At 62.1% G+C, this 14,823-nt stretch carries 11 protein-coding genes and 1 riboswitch; of the genes, 9 read left to right on the top strand and 2 right to left on the bottom strand.

Annotation, left to right across the window (positions count from 1 at the left end; translation table 11 throughout):
- Positions 1-44: 44 nt before the first annotated feature.
- A riboswitch (cobalamin riboswitch) is annotated at positions 45-418 on the bottom strand.
- Positions 419-494: 76 nt separating this feature from the next.
- Entirely contained in the window at positions 495-1,952 is a 1,458-nt protein-coding gene (locus H2O14_RS20830; protein WP_182829155.1) for a cobyric acid synthase, read from the bottom strand.
- A gap of 919 nt (positions 1,953-2,871) precedes the next feature.
- Here H2O14_RS20830 and H2O14_RS20825 point away from each other — a divergent pair.
- From H2O14_RS20825 to bmt, 7 genes are all read left to right on the top strand, one after another.
- Positions 2,872-4,467: an ABC transporter substrate-binding protein gene (locus H2O14_RS20825; protein ID WP_182829154.1), complete on the top strand. Its 1,596-nt coding sequence runs from the start codon at positions 2,872-2,874 to the stop codon at positions 4,465-4,467.
- 122 nt (positions 4,468-4,589) lie between these two features.
- On the top strand, positions 4,590-5,546 hold the full coding sequence (locus H2O14_RS20820) for an ABC transporter permease (RefSeq protein WP_182829153.1): 957 nt from the start codon (positions 4,590-4,592) through the stop codon (positions 5,544-5,546).
- A gap of 1 nt (position 5,547) precedes the next feature.
- On the top strand, positions 5,548-6,381 hold the full coding sequence (locus tag H2O14_RS20815; protein ID WP_182829152.1) for an ABC transporter permease: 834 nt from the start codon (positions 5,548-5,550) through the stop codon (positions 6,379-6,381).
- Between the two features lie 3 nt (positions 6,382-6,384).
- On the top strand, positions 6,385-7,995 hold the full coding sequence (locus H2O14_RS20810; protein ID WP_182829151.1) for an ABC transporter ATP-binding protein: 1,611 nt from the start codon (positions 6,385-6,387) through the stop codon (positions 7,993-7,995).
- Positions 7,996-8,300: 305 nt separating this feature from the next.
- A complete protein-coding gene (locus H2O14_RS20805) occupies positions 8,301-9,287 on the top strand; it encodes an aldo/keto reductase (RefSeq protein WP_182829150.1) in 987 nt (328 codons plus the stop codon).
- Positions 9,288-9,655: 368 nt separating this feature from the next.
- The gene (locus H2O14_RS20800; RefSeq protein ID WP_182829149.1) at positions 9,656-11,491 is read left to right on the top strand and encodes a calcium-binding protein; all 1,836 of its coding nucleotides are present in this window, start codon (positions 9,656-9,658) and stop codon (positions 11,489-11,491) included.
- Between the two features lie 106 nt (positions 11,492-11,597).
- Positions 11,598-12,605 carry a betaine--homocysteine S-methyltransferase gene (gene bmt / locus H2O14_RS20795; protein ID WP_182829148.1) on the top strand — a complete coding sequence of 336 codons (1,008 nt, stop codon included), beginning with the start codon at positions 11,598-11,600 and terminating at the stop codon, positions 12,603-12,605.
- A gap of 199 nt (positions 12,606-12,804) precedes the next feature.
- On the opposite strand, the gene H2O14_RS20790 is transcribed toward bmt, so the two are convergent.
- Entirely contained in the window at positions 12,805-13,560 is a 756-nt protein-coding gene (locus tag H2O14_RS20790) for a hypothetical protein (protein WP_182829147.1), read from the bottom strand.
- A 209-nt stretch (positions 13,561-13,769) separates the two neighbouring features.
- Between H2O14_RS20790 and H2O14_RS20785 the strand changes: the two genes are divergently transcribed.
- Together H2O14_RS20785 and H2O14_RS20780 are read left to right on the top strand one after the other, a co-directional pair.
- Complete coding sequence (locus H2O14_RS20785; protein WP_182829146.1) at positions 13,770-14,435, top strand: hypothetical protein; 666 nt, start codon at positions 13,770-13,772, stop codon at positions 14,433-14,435.
- A gap of 15 nt (positions 14,436-14,450) precedes the next feature.
- Entirely contained in the window at positions 14,451-14,798 is a 348-nt protein-coding gene (locus tag H2O14_RS20780; protein ID WP_182829145.1) for a hypothetical protein, read from the top strand.
- The last annotated feature ends 25 nt before the right edge of the window (positions 14,799-14,823 follow it).

The raw sequence follows: 14,823 nt of genomic DNA, 5'->3' as shown, positions 1-14,823 counted from the left end.
CGATAGCGCCAAAACAACCTCCGTGCCGCTGGCTATGGTCGGGCATGCGCCCCTGTGTGTCTGGCAGGTCTCCTGGCTCACGGCTTTCACATGGGCGGGCCCATGCATCGGCAATTCCTCGCCTTCCCGGATGTGTCGCCGGAAGCGCAGACAGGACGATTCGTAGAAATAGAGGCGTCCATGCCCGTGTTGTCGCTTCGAGCCATCCAGTGGCTTTGAACATTTTCGCCACACATTCCGCGCCGGCCCGATGCCGACAGTCCGAAACATGCGCCGAGAAATGCACCGGAATCGCCTCTACCGCTCTACAGTCGCGGGGTCGGCCGGGATGAGGATGCCCGCTTGGGTCCACCCTTCCCGTTCCCTTTTGATCCCTTGGACTTTGCGTCCTCCGGGAACCAAACAAGCAGATCATAAGGGAGCGCGCCGAACCGCGTCAATCCAAATGCGACATAAACGACGGCGCCCTCAACAAAAGACGCGCATCGCGACGATCACACCCGCATGAGATCGTCGAGCCATGCCGGGTCGAGCGTCGCTTCGAGTTCGATCGCGACATCGTCGAGCGCCCGCTCCACCTCGGCGCGGTAGTCGAAGCCGCCGCCCGCGACGCCGAAGCTCGCCAATAGGGCCTGCCGGAAACCGTCCGCATCGAAGATGCGATGCAGATAGGTGCCGACAACCTGGCCGTCGGCGGACATCGCGCCGTCGGATTTACCATCGATCTCGACATAGGGACGCAGGCAATCCGCGCCGGCGGTTTCGCCGAGATGGATTTCATAGCCTTGAAGGGGCGTGTCATAGGCAAGGGAGCGCGCGGCGCTGTTGGCAAGCCGCTTTTCCGGGGCCATCACCGTCTCCACATCCAGAAGGCCGAGACCGTCGATCTCGCGGTCCTCACCCTCTAGCCCCAGCGGGTCCCTGATCTTGCGGCCGAGCATCTGATAGCCGCCGCAAATCCCCATGACTCGACCGCCGCGGCGAACATGCTGCTGAATGTCCCGTTCCCAGCCGCTCGCTCTCAAAGCCTTGAGATCGCCGATCGTCGACTTCGACCCGGCCAGAACGACGAGTGCGGCGTCCGCCGGGATCGCTTCGCCCGGCTTCACATAGGTCAGTTCCACTTCGGGCTCGGCGGCGAGCGCATCGAAATCGTCGAAATTGGCGATTCGCGGCGTCACAGGCACCGCCACCTTCAGCGCACCGCTCTTTCCCTTCACCAGTCGCTCCAGCGTGACCGAATCCTCGGCCGGCAGACGTGCGGCGGCCTTCAGCCACGGCACGACGCCGAAGCAGGGCCACCCCGTGAAGCGCTCGATCGCCTTGACGCCGTCGTCGAACAGGCTGACGTCGCCGCGAAACTTGTTGATGAGATAACCGGTCACCATGGCGCGATCCTCGGGATCGAGGATCAGATGCGTGCCGGCGACCGAGGCGATCACCCCGCCCCTGTCGATGTCGCCCACCAGCGCGACGGGAATGTTGGCCGCCCGGGCAAATCCCATATTGGCGATGTCGCCTGGCCGCAGATTGATTTCGGCCGGAGATCCTGCGCCTTCGACGACGACCAGATCGGCGCCGTCGGAAATGCGACGGTAGCTGTCGAGCACATGCGCCAGCAGTTCGGGCTTCAGTCGTTGATAGTCCCGCGCCTTGGCCTGGCCGTAGACTTTGCCCTGAACGATGATCTGGCTCCCGGTCTCCGATTGCGGCTTGAGCAGCACCGGATTCATATGGACGCTGGAGGCCACGCCCGAGGCCAGAGCCTGCAGCCATTGCGCCCGGCCGATCTCACCGCCGTCGTCGCTGACGGCGGCGTTGTTGGACATGTTCTGCGGCTTGAACGGCCTCACCGCGAGCCCGCGCCGCGCCGCGATCCGGCACAGCCCGGCGACGAGCACCGTCTTGCCCACATCCGAACCCGTTCCCTGCAGCATGATCGCTTTGGCCATCTCGTCGCTCCCTCGGCTTTCGATCAGGGCATGCCACCCACAGCACGAGGAGGCAAGAGCGCCCTGCGACGCGGCCGCGTCATGCGCGATGCCTGCAACGACGGCGAAGGATGAAAGAGGGAAAGTTGCGGCGCGAGGAGCTCCGGAACGCACTACCTGATCCGGAGAAGCGGTGCCTCGGCCCGCCGCGACTAGAGATTTATCGATACATTCTTACCGGATGGTTTATGAGCGGCATCGGTTTCAAAAAAGCTGAAAAGACCTTCACACGATTTTTTTTGAAGATCCGCCAAAAAAATTTTTGTCGCTCATTGCACGACGCATTTTCGACACATTAGGTCTCAGGACGAATAACATTGGCGTCCAAAGCCTTGCCGGGCCCGACGAGAACCACCTATTGATGTATTTCCAAGCGCAGAACGCATAAAGCGACATCACATGCGGCGGCGCTCGTCGCATTTTGAATAGGATTTTTCAAGCCTGGACCTCGCCCGCCGAAGAGGGTGTTGATTTATTCATTCGAAGCCGTACAGTTCATTTTCGCGAGCGCAAACAGTCTCAAGCGGGGCGGAAGCTGCGTTTAGAGTATCATAAAAATTGCTCGCGCCTGGGAACGAAAAACTTGTGGAATATCGCCTCGCATGCGCCAGTGCGACGCGGGCGATCATTCAACTGTGACCGGAGCGGCTTTCGCTTCGGGCAACTGGGAGACATGCTCTGTATGGATGACAGCGGCAAGCGGAATCTCGGCGATCGCGGAGCGTCTGCTTTCGAATCCTTCCCGACATTTTTCGCCACTCGCCTGACGGATCGATGCGCTGCGCGACAAGCGGCGACGATCGGTTTCACCACAATCGCTGAGGCCCTTTGGGGAACAACCGGCCTTCAGCCATTCGCAGCATAACAAGGGAGACCACACATGAATGACTTCGAAAGCAAACTGAAAGCGGCTGAACAGCTCGCCCGCAAGGGAAGCCTGTCGCGTCGCGACTTCATGCAGTTGGCTTTGGCCACCGGCATCGCGATTCCCGCGGCGTCCTCGATGTTCTCCAAGGCGCAGGCCGCCGAGCCCAAGAAGGGTGGCACGCTGCGCATTGGCATGGAAGGCGGCTCCGCCTCCGACTCTCTCGATCCTCGCACCTACGCCGACTCGGTGATGATCGCCGCCTCGCTCGCGCTCATGAACGGTCTCGTGGAGTTCGACAACGAAGGCAATCCGACCGGCGAACTGTTCGAAAGCTGGGACGTCGAGCCGGGCGCGCAGCAGTGGACGTTCAACGTCCGCCAGGGCATTAAGTTCTCCAACGGCAAGACGCTCGACGCCGACGACATCATCTACTCGATCAACCTGCATCGCGGCGAAACCAAGTCGCCGGCCAAGGGCATCCTCGAGCAGATCGCCGACATGACGGCCGCTTCCCCGAGCCAGGTCAGCATCACGCTGTCGGCCGGCAACGCCGACTTCCCGGCCATCCTCGGCGACTACCACATCCTCGTTGTCCCCAAGGACTTCAGCGACTGGTCCAACCCGGTGGGCACCGGCGCCTACACGCTCGAAAGCTTCGAGCCGGGCGTTCGCATCGCCTTCAAGAACCGTGGCGACTACTGGAAGCCGAACCGCGGCAATTTCGACGCCGTCGAAATCATCTACATCCAGGACCCGGCCGCCCGCACCGCGGCGCTCCAGTCCGGCCAGGTCGATGCGGCCAACCGTCTCGATGCGCGCACCGTCGATGGTCTGATGAAGGATCCGAACCTCGCGATCGTCCGCACCAAGGGCACGGGCAACCGCTTCTGCTTCGTGTCGCGCGTCACCGACAAGCCTTTCGACAACAAGGACCTGCGCTTGGCGCTGAAATACGGCATCGACCGTCAGGCGATCATCGATCAGGTCTATTCGGGCTACGCCATCCAGGGCAACGACCACACCCTCGACCCGCTCAACCCCTACTACAACAGCAACCTGCCGCAGCGTCCCTATGATCCGGACAAGGCCGCCTTCCACTTCAAGAAGGCCGGTCTCGCCGCCGGAACCAAGATCGAGCTGCAGACGTCGGAAGGCGCCTGGGGCACCGCGGTCGACTGCGCCACCATCTACCAGGAATCCATCAAGAAGGCCGGCATCGACCTCAGCGTCAACCGCGTCTCTCCCGATGGCTACTGGGACAATGTCTGGCTCAAGGTTCCGTTCTGCGCCGTGTATTGGGGCCGTCGCCCGACCGCCGACCAGACCTTCAGCCAGGTCTACGGTTCAGCTTCGGACTGGAACGACTCCAACTGGCGCAAGCCGGAATTCGACGCGCTGGTCGCCGAGGCCCGCATCGAACTCGACGACGCCAAGCGCAAGGAAATCTACGGCAAGTGCCAGGAAATGATCGCCGATGACGGCGGCATGATCTGCTTCGCGATCACCGACTACCTCGACGGCTATTCGCCGAAGGTCCAGGGCGTCAAGCCGCATGCCCGCTACGACATGGACGACAACCGTGTTGCCGAAAAGGCCTGGTTCGCCTGATAGCGCGATTTCGGGCGCGGAAAGGACTTTCCGCGCCCGTATTCTATCCGATGTCCAGCCGCGCGGGGATGTGGGGGTGGGTCACGGAATTTGCCCATAAGACTTAAAAAGGGGGCGATGACATGCTTCGCTTGTTAACCACGCGGCTCGCGCTTGCAGTCGTGACTTTGTTTGCCGTCAGCGTGCTGATTTTCGCCGCGACGGAAATCCTGCCCGGCGACGTCGCCTCGGCGGTTCTGGGACAGGGCGCAACGCCCGAAACGCTCGCGGTGTTCCGGGCCGAACTCGGGCTCGACCGCCCCGCTTACGTCCGTTACTTCGAGTGGTTCACCAACGCCTTGCAGGGCGATTTTGGCAAAGCCATGACCAACAAACGCGATATCCTGCAATCGATCGCGCCGAGATTTGAAAACACCCTCTTCCTCGCCGGTTTCGCAGCCTGCATCGCCGTGCCGCTTTCGGTTGGCCTCGGCATTCTCGCCGCCATCAACGAGGGCAAATGGCCCGACAAGCTCGCCAACATCGTCTCGCTCGCCACGATCTCGGTGCCGGAATTCTTCATCGCCTATGTTTTGATCCTTGTCTTCGCGGTCGAACTTCGCTGGCTTCCGTCGCTTGTGATGGTCTATCCCGGCATGTCGCTCGGCACGAAACTCTGGACGACGATCCTGCCCGCCATCACCCTCACGCTGCTGGTCGCCGCGCATATGCTGCGCATGACGCGATCGGCGGTTCTGGCGATCATGTCGCAGCCTTATATTGAAATGGCCTTCCTCAAGGGGCTGCCGCGCAGCCGCGTCATCGTCCGTCACGCGCTGCCGAATGCGGCGGCGCCGATCATCGCGGTCATCGCGCTCAATCTGGCCTATCTCATCGTCGGCGTCGTGGTCATCGAGAAAGTGTTCAACTATCCGGGCATCGGCCAGTTCATGGTCGATGGCGTGACCAAGCGCGACCTGCCGGTGGTCCAGGCCTGCGGTCTGGTATTCGCGGGCGCATTCATCGTGCTCAACACGACGGCGGATGTGATCAGCATTCTCGTCAATCCGCGCCTGCGCAAGCCTTCTCTGGGGAAGTGATATGACGATCTTCGGTTACAAACCAAACGCAGCCGCCTGGATCGGCATCGCCATCGTGCTGGCTTTCGTGCTGATCGCGATATTCGCCCCCTGGGTCGCGCCCTATTCGGAATCGGAGTCGGTCGGCTCGCGCTGGGAAACCATGTCCGCGGCGCACTGGCTCGGCACCGACCAGAACGGTCGCGACATGCTCTCGCGCATCATCTACGGCGCCCGCATGACCATCGGCGTGGCTCTCGCCACCACGATCCTGTCCTTCACCATGGGTACGATCGCCGGCCTGCTCGCCGCCACCGGCGGCCCGATCATCGATCAGATCCTGTCGCGCTTCGTCGACATCATGCTGTCGATCCCGCTCCTGGTCTTCGCGCTGATCGTGCTGTCGATGTTCGGCTCCTCGATCCCGACGCTGGTCATCACCATCGCCATCCTCGATTCCACCCGCGTCTTCCGCCTGGCCCGCGCCGTGTCGATGAACATCGCCGTGCTGGAGTTCGTCGAGGCGGCCCGCCTGCGCGGCGAGGGCCTGTGGTGGATCATGCGCAAGGAGATCCTGCCGAACGCGCTGCCGCCGATGATCTCGGAATTCGGCCTGCGTTTCTGCTTCAACTTCCTGTTCGTCGCCGGTCTCTCCTTCCTCGGTCTCGGCATTCAGCCGCCGCATGCCGACTGGGGCGGAATGGTTTGGGAAAACCGCGGCGCGATCGTTTCCGGCCTGCCGGCGCCGCTGTGGCCCGCGCTGATGATCGCCATCATGACCATCGGCGTGAACCTCGTCGTCGACTGGATCCTGTCCATCAATGCCCGTCCCTCGGGCGCCTCGGCGGAGATGTGAGCCATGGCCTATCCCATCCTCAAGGTCACCGACCTGCGCATCGAATCGGTCTCCGGCAATGTGCTGGTCGACAATGTCTCGCTCGAGCTGCAACGCGGCGAAGTGCTGGGCCTGATCGGTGAATCCGGCGCCGGCAAATCCACCATCGGTCTGGGATCGATGGTCTATGCGAGAGCCGGATGCCGCATCACCGGCGGCAAGGTCGAGATCGACGGCGTGTCCGTCCGCGATCTGTCGCCGGAAGGCCGGCGCGACATGCGCGGCCAGCGCATCGCCTATATCGCCCAGTCCGCCGCGGCGTCGTTCAACCCTGCCCACACGATCATGGAGCAGGTCTGCGAAATGCCGATCCAGCATGGTCTGATGAAGCCGGACGAAGCCAAGAAGAACGCCGTCGATCTCTTCCGCTCCCTCGGTCTGCCGGACCCCGACAACTTCGGCTCGCGCTATCCCCACCAGGTTTCGGGCGGCCAGCTGCAGCGCGCCATGGCGGCGATGGCGATTTCCTGCCGTCCCGACATCCTGGTCTTCGACGAGCCGACGACCGCGCTCGACGTGACCACGCAGATCGAAGTGCTGGCGCTGATCAAGAAGCTCATCAAGGAGCTCAACACCGCCGCACTCTACATCACCCATGACCTCGCGGTCGTGGCGCAGGTCGCCGACCGGATCATGGTTCTGCGCGGCGGCAAGATGGTCGAGCTCGGCCAGACCGAGCAGATCCTGATGCGGCCGGAGAAGGACTACACAGCCGCTCTCGTTTCCGAGCGCAAGGCGGCCGACAAGCTCGACGAGGACACGATCGAGGAAACCCGCGGCGAAATCGTGCTGAAGGTCGACAATGTCGTCGGCAAATACGGCGATTTCACCGTGCTCAAAAAGGTGTCGATCGACGTCGCCCGAGCGGAAACCGTGGCTGTCGTCGGCGAATCCGGATCCGGCAAGAGTTCGCTCGCCCGCCTGATCACCGGTCTTCTGTCGCGCAGCTCGGGCTCGGTGAAGTTCGGCGGCAAGGAAATGTCGGCATCCTACAAGAGCCGCTCGAAGGAAGAGCTGCGCCGGGTGCAGTTGATCTACCAGTTGCCGGACGTCGCGCTCAACCCGCGCCAGACCATCGGCGACATCATCGGCCGACCCTACGCCTTCTACTTCAACAAGTCGAAAGCCGAGGTCGATGCGCGCGTCGCCGAGTTGCTGCGCCAGGTCGGGCTTCCCGAAGATTACGCCGGTCGCCTGTCGACCGCGCTCTCGGGCGGTCAGAAGCAGCGCATCTGTATTGCCCGCGCGCTCGCTGCCAATCCGGATCTGATCATCTGCGACGAGCCGACTTCGGCGCTCGACCAGCTGGTGGCGGAGGAAATCCTCAAACTGCTCAAGCGGCTGCAGGACGAACTCGGCCTCGCCTATCTGTTCATCACCCACGACCTCGGCATCGTCCGCCGCATCGCCCACCGCACCACGGTGATGCTGCGCGGCGAAGTGGTGGCCGATGGTCCGACGGCGCAGATCTTCTCTCCACCCTTCCATCCCTATACGGAAAAGCTCATTTCCTCGGTCCCGGAAATGCGCACCGATTGGCTGGAAGACGTGCTGGAGAAGCGCAAGGTCATCTGAGTTACAAAAAGCGGGGACTCGAACTCGGCCGCGCCCGCAAGGCGCGGTCTTTTTTCTCCAACATCTCCGTCCTGCTCGGGCTTGTCCCGAGCACCTGCTACGCCTCCACTCTGCAAACGCCAAACGAGCAAGAGCAGCGCGCAGCAGACCCTCGGCACAGGCCCGAGGGTGACGACCGAGAGCGCATCGCGCGCCATCCACACACCTGCGCCCGGTCCATCCGGTCTTTTATGGCGTCATCAGCCCTCTCGCATTGACACCGGGCCGCGCGGCTGAAAAATGCGCCTGCAAAGAGGAGAGACGACATGAAATCACGTCAGTTCAGCCGCACGCCCTGGTCGGTGTCGGGGATCGGCTTCGGGGCCTGGGCCATCGGCGGCTCCTGGGGCGACGTCGCGGAAGGCGACGCCAAGACGGCGCTCAACGCCGCGCTCGACGCCGGCATGACCTTCATCGACACCGCCGACGTCTATGGCGACGGCCGTTCGGAAAAGATAATCCGCGACGTGCTGAAGGACCGCGGCGGCGAACGGCCGATGGTCGCCACTAAGGCCGGTCGGCGCCTGAACCCGCATATCGCCGACGGCTACACGAAAGCCAATATCGAAGCCTTCATCGATCGCTCGCTGACCAATCTCGGCGTCGAGACGCTGGATCTCGTTCAACTCCATTGTCCGCCGACGGATGTCTATTATCGCCAGGAAATGTTTGCGGCGCTCGACGAGCTCACCGCCAAGGGCAAGATCCGCTATTACGGCGTCTCGGTCGAAAAAGTCGAGGAAGCGTTGAAGGCGATCGAATTCCCGAATGTCGTTTCGGTGCAGATCATCTACAACATCTTCCGCCAGCGCCCGGCTGACCTGTTCTTCCGCGAAGCCAAGGCGCGGAATATCGCCACCATCATCCGTGTCCCCCTCTCCTCCGGCATGCTGACCGGCAAGATGAGCGCTGCGAGCCAGTTCGCTTCGGATGACCACCGCGCTTTCAACCGCAACGGCGAAGCCTTTGACATGGGCGAAACCTTCTCGGGCGTGCCTTATGAGGTCGGCCTCGCCGCCGTCGAACGCCTGCGCCCCCTGGTTCCGGGCGGCGCGACCATGGCGCAATTCGCACTGCGCTGGATCCTCATGAACGACGCCGTCACCGTCGTCATCCCCGGCGCCAAGAACAAGGCGCAGGCCGAAGACAATGCCCAGGCCTCCGCCCTGCCCGCTATTTCGGACGAGGTCATGGCGGAGGTGAAGGCGATCTATGACGAGATGATCGCGCCGCACGTTCACCAGAAGTGGTGAGTTGATCGCAGCCTGCGATTCGTCTAATGGACGCCGCCGAAATGGCGGCGTCCAGCAATTTAACGTTTTGTTAGTGCCTGACGCGCTTTTGCGGCAAATAATTGCTCGTCTTTCTTGCGCTGAAATCATCCCACCGTCCGCATTGATCCAGCACGTGATCTCGACGAAATCCGCCGGCGCCGAGGCTCCCATCCATTAGCGCACCAAAATAAATACCGATATTTTGCGATGATGCGCAAAATTCCGTTTCTTATTAATGCCTTAATTGCCTTCTGAGTTGCGGCTGCGCGGCGCCGCCGGGAGATCGACGCTCGATCTTTTCTCATCCGTCCGGCGCGCGCCGAGATGTGAAAGAGGAAGGAGTGAAGATGTCCACGACCATACCAGGCGATACGTCCACCACCGCGACCATCACCCAAGGCCAAGTGCTGAACGGCGAACTGACATTCTCCGGCGACAGCGACTGGTACCGCGCGGAAATGACCGCAGGCCTCGATTACGGCTTCAAAGTTTCAGGCGACGGTTCGGGATCGTCACTTCCCGACGCCGATCTCTATCTCTACGACAGCACGGGCAATCGCTTGACCGGCGGAACGAATTATTCGCAGACCAGCACGAGCATCACTTATAAGGCTCCGGCGTCCGGCCCTTATTACGTCGGCGTCACTGACAGCAGCGATCTCGGCAACTACAAGCTCACCTGGCTCGGCAACGACACGGTGCTGCGCAACGCCACCACCACCGCCACGCTGGCCCAAGGCGAAACATTCAAAAGCGCGATCGACGTCGCCGGCGACTCCGACTGGGTGAAGGTGGAACTCAAAGCCGGCCTGAATTATGGTTTCAACGTCTCCGGCGACGGCTCCCAGAGCAGCTTGCCGGATGGAGATCTCAATTTGCGCGACGCCGACGGCAACGTCGTCGTGTCGGGGACCAACTACAGCAATTCCAGCTACTCGATCTATGACGCCGCGGAACGCACCGGCGCTTATTACCTCGAAGTCGTCGACAGCTCGGACACCGGAAACTACAAACTGTCCTGGCTCGGCAACGATACGATCCTACGCAACAACCAGACGACCGTTTCGCTGGGGTCCACCAAGACCCACACCAGCGCCATCGAGGTGAACGGCGATTCGGATTGGTTCAAGGTGAAACTCGAAGCTGGCATCAGCTACGCGTTTCGCGTCGATGGGACAGGCGCCAGCAAGTTGCCGGACGGCGACGTGAATATTAGAGACGCCGACGGAAATATCGTATCCTCAGGAACCAACTATTCCAGCTCGAGCTTCGCCAACGCCTATACGGCGGAGGATGACGGCGTCTATTTCGTTGAAGTCACCGATAGCGGCGGCGATATCGGCAAGTATAAGATCACCAATGTCGGACGTGACACGATCGTCAACAACACCGACACGGATCGCATCATCGTCGAAGGCGGCGTCGCGCAAAGCAAGATCGACGCGAACCAGGACAGTGACTGGCATCAACTGACCGTTCGCAAGGGCCGCACCTATGAGTTCGACCTGACCGGCACAGGCGGAAAAAATGGCGCCGATGACGTCTATCTCGCATTGCACGACAAGAATGGCGACCGCCTGGTCTATGACAACGGTGACTCCGCCACCATCACCTGGAAAGCCGACATATCCGGCAAAGTCTATCTGGAAGCCGCTGGCAATTCATTCTCCACCATCGGCGATTATAAACTGTCTGCGGTCTCGAACTCGCCGACATTGAAAGGAACATCCGAGGACGACAACCTGACGGGCGGCGACAACAAGACGACGATTTCGGGTCTCGGAGGCGACGATCGACTGAACGGCGGCGGCGGAAACGACAGGATCATCGGCGGCGCGGGCGTCGACACGCTGATCGGCGGCGGCGGTAAGGACGTCTTCGTATTCGCGGCCTCGGATACCGGGTCGACGGTCAAATCCGCCGATACGATCCTCGATTTTAACGTCCGACAGAAGGACGTGATCGATCTCGGCGCGATCGACGCCAATACCCACAAGTCAGGCAATCAGGCTTTTACGTTCATCGGCGACGACAGCTTCTCCAAACATGCCGGCGAACTGCGTGTCGACAAGGAGAAGAGCGACACCTGGATCAAGGGAGATATGAACGGTGACGGCAAGGTCGATTTCCTCCTTCACCTTGACGACAGCGTCAAGCTGACCCAACAGCACTTCGACCTCTGACTATGTTCGGGCGGAAGCAAACGCGTCCGCCCGAACAAGACGGCCCTTGCTATCACATAAAGATATCTTTATATCTTTTTCCAACAGCAATCGCGAGGACCCGCCGATGACCGCCAATCCGCTATCAGATCTGCTCGCCCAGAAGGGCGTTCTCCTTGCCGACGGCGCCACCGGCACCTCGTTGTTCGCCATGGGCCTGGAAGCCGGCGAAGCGCCCGAAATGTGGAACGAGGACAAGCCGGAGAACATCACCAAGCTGCATCAGGATTTCGTCGACGCCGGCGCCGACATCATCCTGACCAATTCCTTCGGCGGCACTCGCCATCGCCTCAAACTGCATCATGCGCAGGACCGGGTTCACGAACTCAACAAGAAGGCGGCCGAGATCGCCCGCGCCGTCGCCGACAAGGCCCCGCGCAAGGTGATCGTCGCGGGCTCGGTCGGTCCGACCGGAGAATTGCTGATTCCGCTCGGCGCGATGTCCTATGAAGACGCGGTCGCGTCCTTCGCAGAGCAGATGGCCGGCCTCAAGGACGGCGGCGCAGACGTCGCCTGGATCGAGACCATGTCCTCGGCCGAAGAAATCCGCGCCGCCTGCGAAGCGGCCGTGAAGACTGGCATGCCCTATGTCTATACCGGCTCCTTCGACACCGCCGGCAAGACCATGATGGGTCTGGCGCCCAAGGATATCCATGGCGTCGCCGCCGATATCGGCGAAGGCCCTGTCGCCGTCGGCGCCAATTGCGGCGTCGGCGCCTCCGACATTCTGGCCACCCTGCTCGCCATGACCGAGGCCAAGCCGGACGCCACCGTCGTCGTCAAGGGCAATTGCGGCATCCCCGAATTCCGTGGCGAGAAGATCTATTATTCCGGCACCCCGCCCCTGATGGCCGATTACGCGCGGCTGGCCATGGACGCCGGCGCGAAAATCATCGGCGGCTGCTGCGGCACCTCCTGCGAGCACCTCGCCGCGATCCGCGAGGCCGTCGACAGCCATACGCCCGGCCCCCGCCCGACGCTGGAGACCATCGTCGAACGCATCGGCGCGCTGCGCAACAAGACCGCCGAAGACGCCGCCGCGCCCCGCGAACGTCGCGGCCGTAGCCGCGGCTGAAACCGACGGAGCGGAGATTCGATTTGAGGGGCCCGGCGAAGGCCCCTTTTTCGTGACTTGCGCGGGGTCAGGGTCGGACAAGCATGGCTAGCGATATCTCTTTTCCAAAGGGGACACACCGCGCCGATGATTCCATTCCAGTCGCGATCGAAACCGGAGGCTCCATGACGTCGGCGCTCGAAGATGCGCTTCGGCGTTATCAGGCGGGGAATACCAGGGCGTCATCGCCGATTACGGCGTATTGGCCCAGGAGCCCGATTGCCCGCAAGCCTTGCTGGTGATCCTGGCGCAATGCCATTTGCGCACCGGATCCCCACTCAGAGCCGCCAGACACTTTAGGCGAGCCGCCGAAACCGAGGGCCGCGATCACGCCGCGTTCATGCTGATCGCCGGCCATCTGTTTCTCGAACATCTCGCTGTGAACGAAGCCTTTCAGGCCGGCCTCAACGCCCGCGATCTCGCGCCGCAGGATCCACGAACGCACCGATTTTATTATCGCGCCTTGCGCCATACCTGCCTGTTCCGCGAAATCGCCGAAGAAAACGACGCTCTCATGGCCCGGCTTCGCGGCGGCGATCCGTTCTGGCGCTCGGCGGAAGATCCCTACACCCATATCGACTGGGCCGACGACGAGGCGCTGGCGGCCGACTTGCGGCTCTTCCCCCAGGACTTGCCGCAACAGCAAAAGCCGCTGCTCTCCACCGAGCAGACGATGTTGCGGATCGGCTATCTCCTGCCCTCGCTCACCCCCGAATCGTCTCCCATGCGGCTGATCGAGCCGGTCCTCGCACGCCATGACGCCTCCCGGATCGCCTTCAGCCTGATCACGCTGGAGACGGAAACGTCGCCGGAAACACATTATCCGGCGCTCGCGATCGGCGGGATCAACGACGACAGCGCCTCCGCCGACATCCGCGCCCTCGGCCTCGACATCCTCGTCGATCTCGCCGGCCACGCCCCGAACGGCCGCCAGAACCTGTTGGCGGGCGGTCTGGCGACCTTGACGGTCGGCTTTCTCGGCGTCACCGGCCCGAGCGCCGGCTTGAACTATGATTATGTCATCGCCGACGCCACGGTCGTGCCCCCGAGGCGACGCGCCGATATCGAGAGAAGATCTGTCGTCTGCCGGGCGTCTTCTCCCCGCTGCCGCCGTGGACGGGAGAAATGGAAATTCGCAGCCGCGCGTCGCTGGATTTGCCGGAGGACGCCGTCGTTTTCGCCTTCTTTCATGAAAAGCGTCGGCTGTCGCCCGCCTGCTTTGCAAGTCTCGCCGCTATCCTCAAGGCGGAAGAGCGGGCCGTGCTCTGGCTGCAATTCGCCAACCGCTTCAGCCGAGACAATCTTCTGGCCGCCATGGTCGAGGCGGGCGTGGCGGGAGAACGAGTTCGCTTTTCGACGCCGGCCGCCAGCCGCGCCGAACGTATGGCGCGCCTGGCGGCAGCCGATGTCGCGCTCGACAGTTTCCCGCACAATGGCACAACCATGATCGCCGAGGCGCTGCAACTCGGACTGCCCGTGGTTTCGATGCGCACGGACGCCTTCTGGGGCCGGATGACCGAAAGCCTGCTCGATACGCTCGGGCTAGACGAATTGACCGTCTCGGATGACGCCGGTTATGTCGATCTGGCCGTTTCGCTCGCCCGCGACGCCGAGAAGAGGCAGGCTCTCTCCCGAAAAATACTTGGGAAAGTCGCAGGCTCCAGCGTTTTCGATCCCGCATTTTTCGCTCGAAACCTCGAATCGGCGTATGGGCAAATGATGATGCGCGCACGGGCCGGACTGCCTCCCGAAGACATCGATCCGCCGCCGCCCGTCGCCAGGACGAACTGAACGGATGAAGACCCAATGACCGCAGCCCCTTTTCCCGACCGCGACGCCGTCGCCGAAAAAGTCCAGACCTTTCAGGAGGCCGACCAGAGCTTCCTCAAGCTGCTGATGGAAAATCCCGTTCAGGACGACAATCTCATCGAAGGCTTGACGCTCTGGCTCAACCGCGCGGCGGAAGCGCGTTTTCTGAATTCGCTCAAGCTTGAAAAGACCGGCGAATGGCTGGGTCACAATGCCCCGGCGCGGCTTCAGTTCCGCCTGTTGGAGCTCGCGAAATCCTCCCAGCACCCGGCTTACGCCGCCTATCGCGAGGGGTTGAGGCGCTCGAAAGGGCTCGAACGCGCTTTCCCGCCCGCGCCGGTGTGACCCTGTCGCAGCCGCCGATGACGAC

It is taken from the genome of Rhizobium sp. G21 (assembly GCF_014158035.1).
Lineage (GTDB): Bacteria > Pseudomonadota > Alphaproteobacteria > Rhizobiales > Rhizobiaceae > Rhizobium_E.
Note: the sequence above shows the minus strand (reverse complement) of the source record. Positions and strands in the feature narration are given on the sequence as shown.

Excerpts from the sequence above, each read along its gene's own strand:
- H2O14_RS20805 (WP_182829150.1), top strand. The coding sequence starts at position 8,301 with ATGAAATCACGTCAGTTCAGCCGCACGCCCTGGTCGGTGTCGGGGATC.
- H2O14_RS20800 (WP_182829149.1), top strand. The coding sequence starts at position 9,656 with ATGTCCACGACCATACCAGGCGATACGTCCACCACCGCGACCATCACC.
- bmt (WP_182829148.1), top strand. The coding sequence starts at position 11,598 with ATGACCGCCAATCCGCTATCAGATCTGCTCGCCCAGAAGGGCGTTCTC.
- H2O14_RS20785 (WP_182829146.1), top strand. The coding sequence starts at position 13,770 with ATGGAAATTCGCAGCCGCGCGTCGCTGGATTTGCCGGAGGACGCCGTC.
- H2O14_RS20815 (WP_182829152.1), top strand. The coding sequence starts at position 5,548 with ATGACGATCTTCGGTTACAAACCAAACGCAGCCGCCTGGATCGGCATC.
- H2O14_RS20820 (WP_182829153.1), top strand. The coding sequence starts at position 4,590 with ATGCTTCGCTTGTTAACCACGCGGCTCGCGCTTGCAGTCGTGACTTTG.
- H2O14_RS20810 (WP_182829151.1), top strand. The coding sequence starts at position 6,385 with ATGGCCTATCCCATCCTCAAGGTCACCGACCTGCGCATCGAATCGGTC.
- H2O14_RS20780 (WP_182829145.1), top strand. The coding sequence starts at position 14,451 with ATGACCGCAGCCCCTTTTCCCGACCGCGACGCCGTCGCCGAAAAAGTC.
- H2O14_RS20825 (WP_182829154.1), top strand. The coding sequence starts at position 2,872 with ATGAATGACTTCGAAAGCAAACTGAAAGCGGCTGAACAGCTCGCCCGC.
- H2O14_RS20830 (WP_182829155.1), bottom strand. The coding sequence starts at position 1,952 with ATGGCCAAAGCGATCATGCTGCAGGGAACGGGTTCGGATGTGGGCAAG.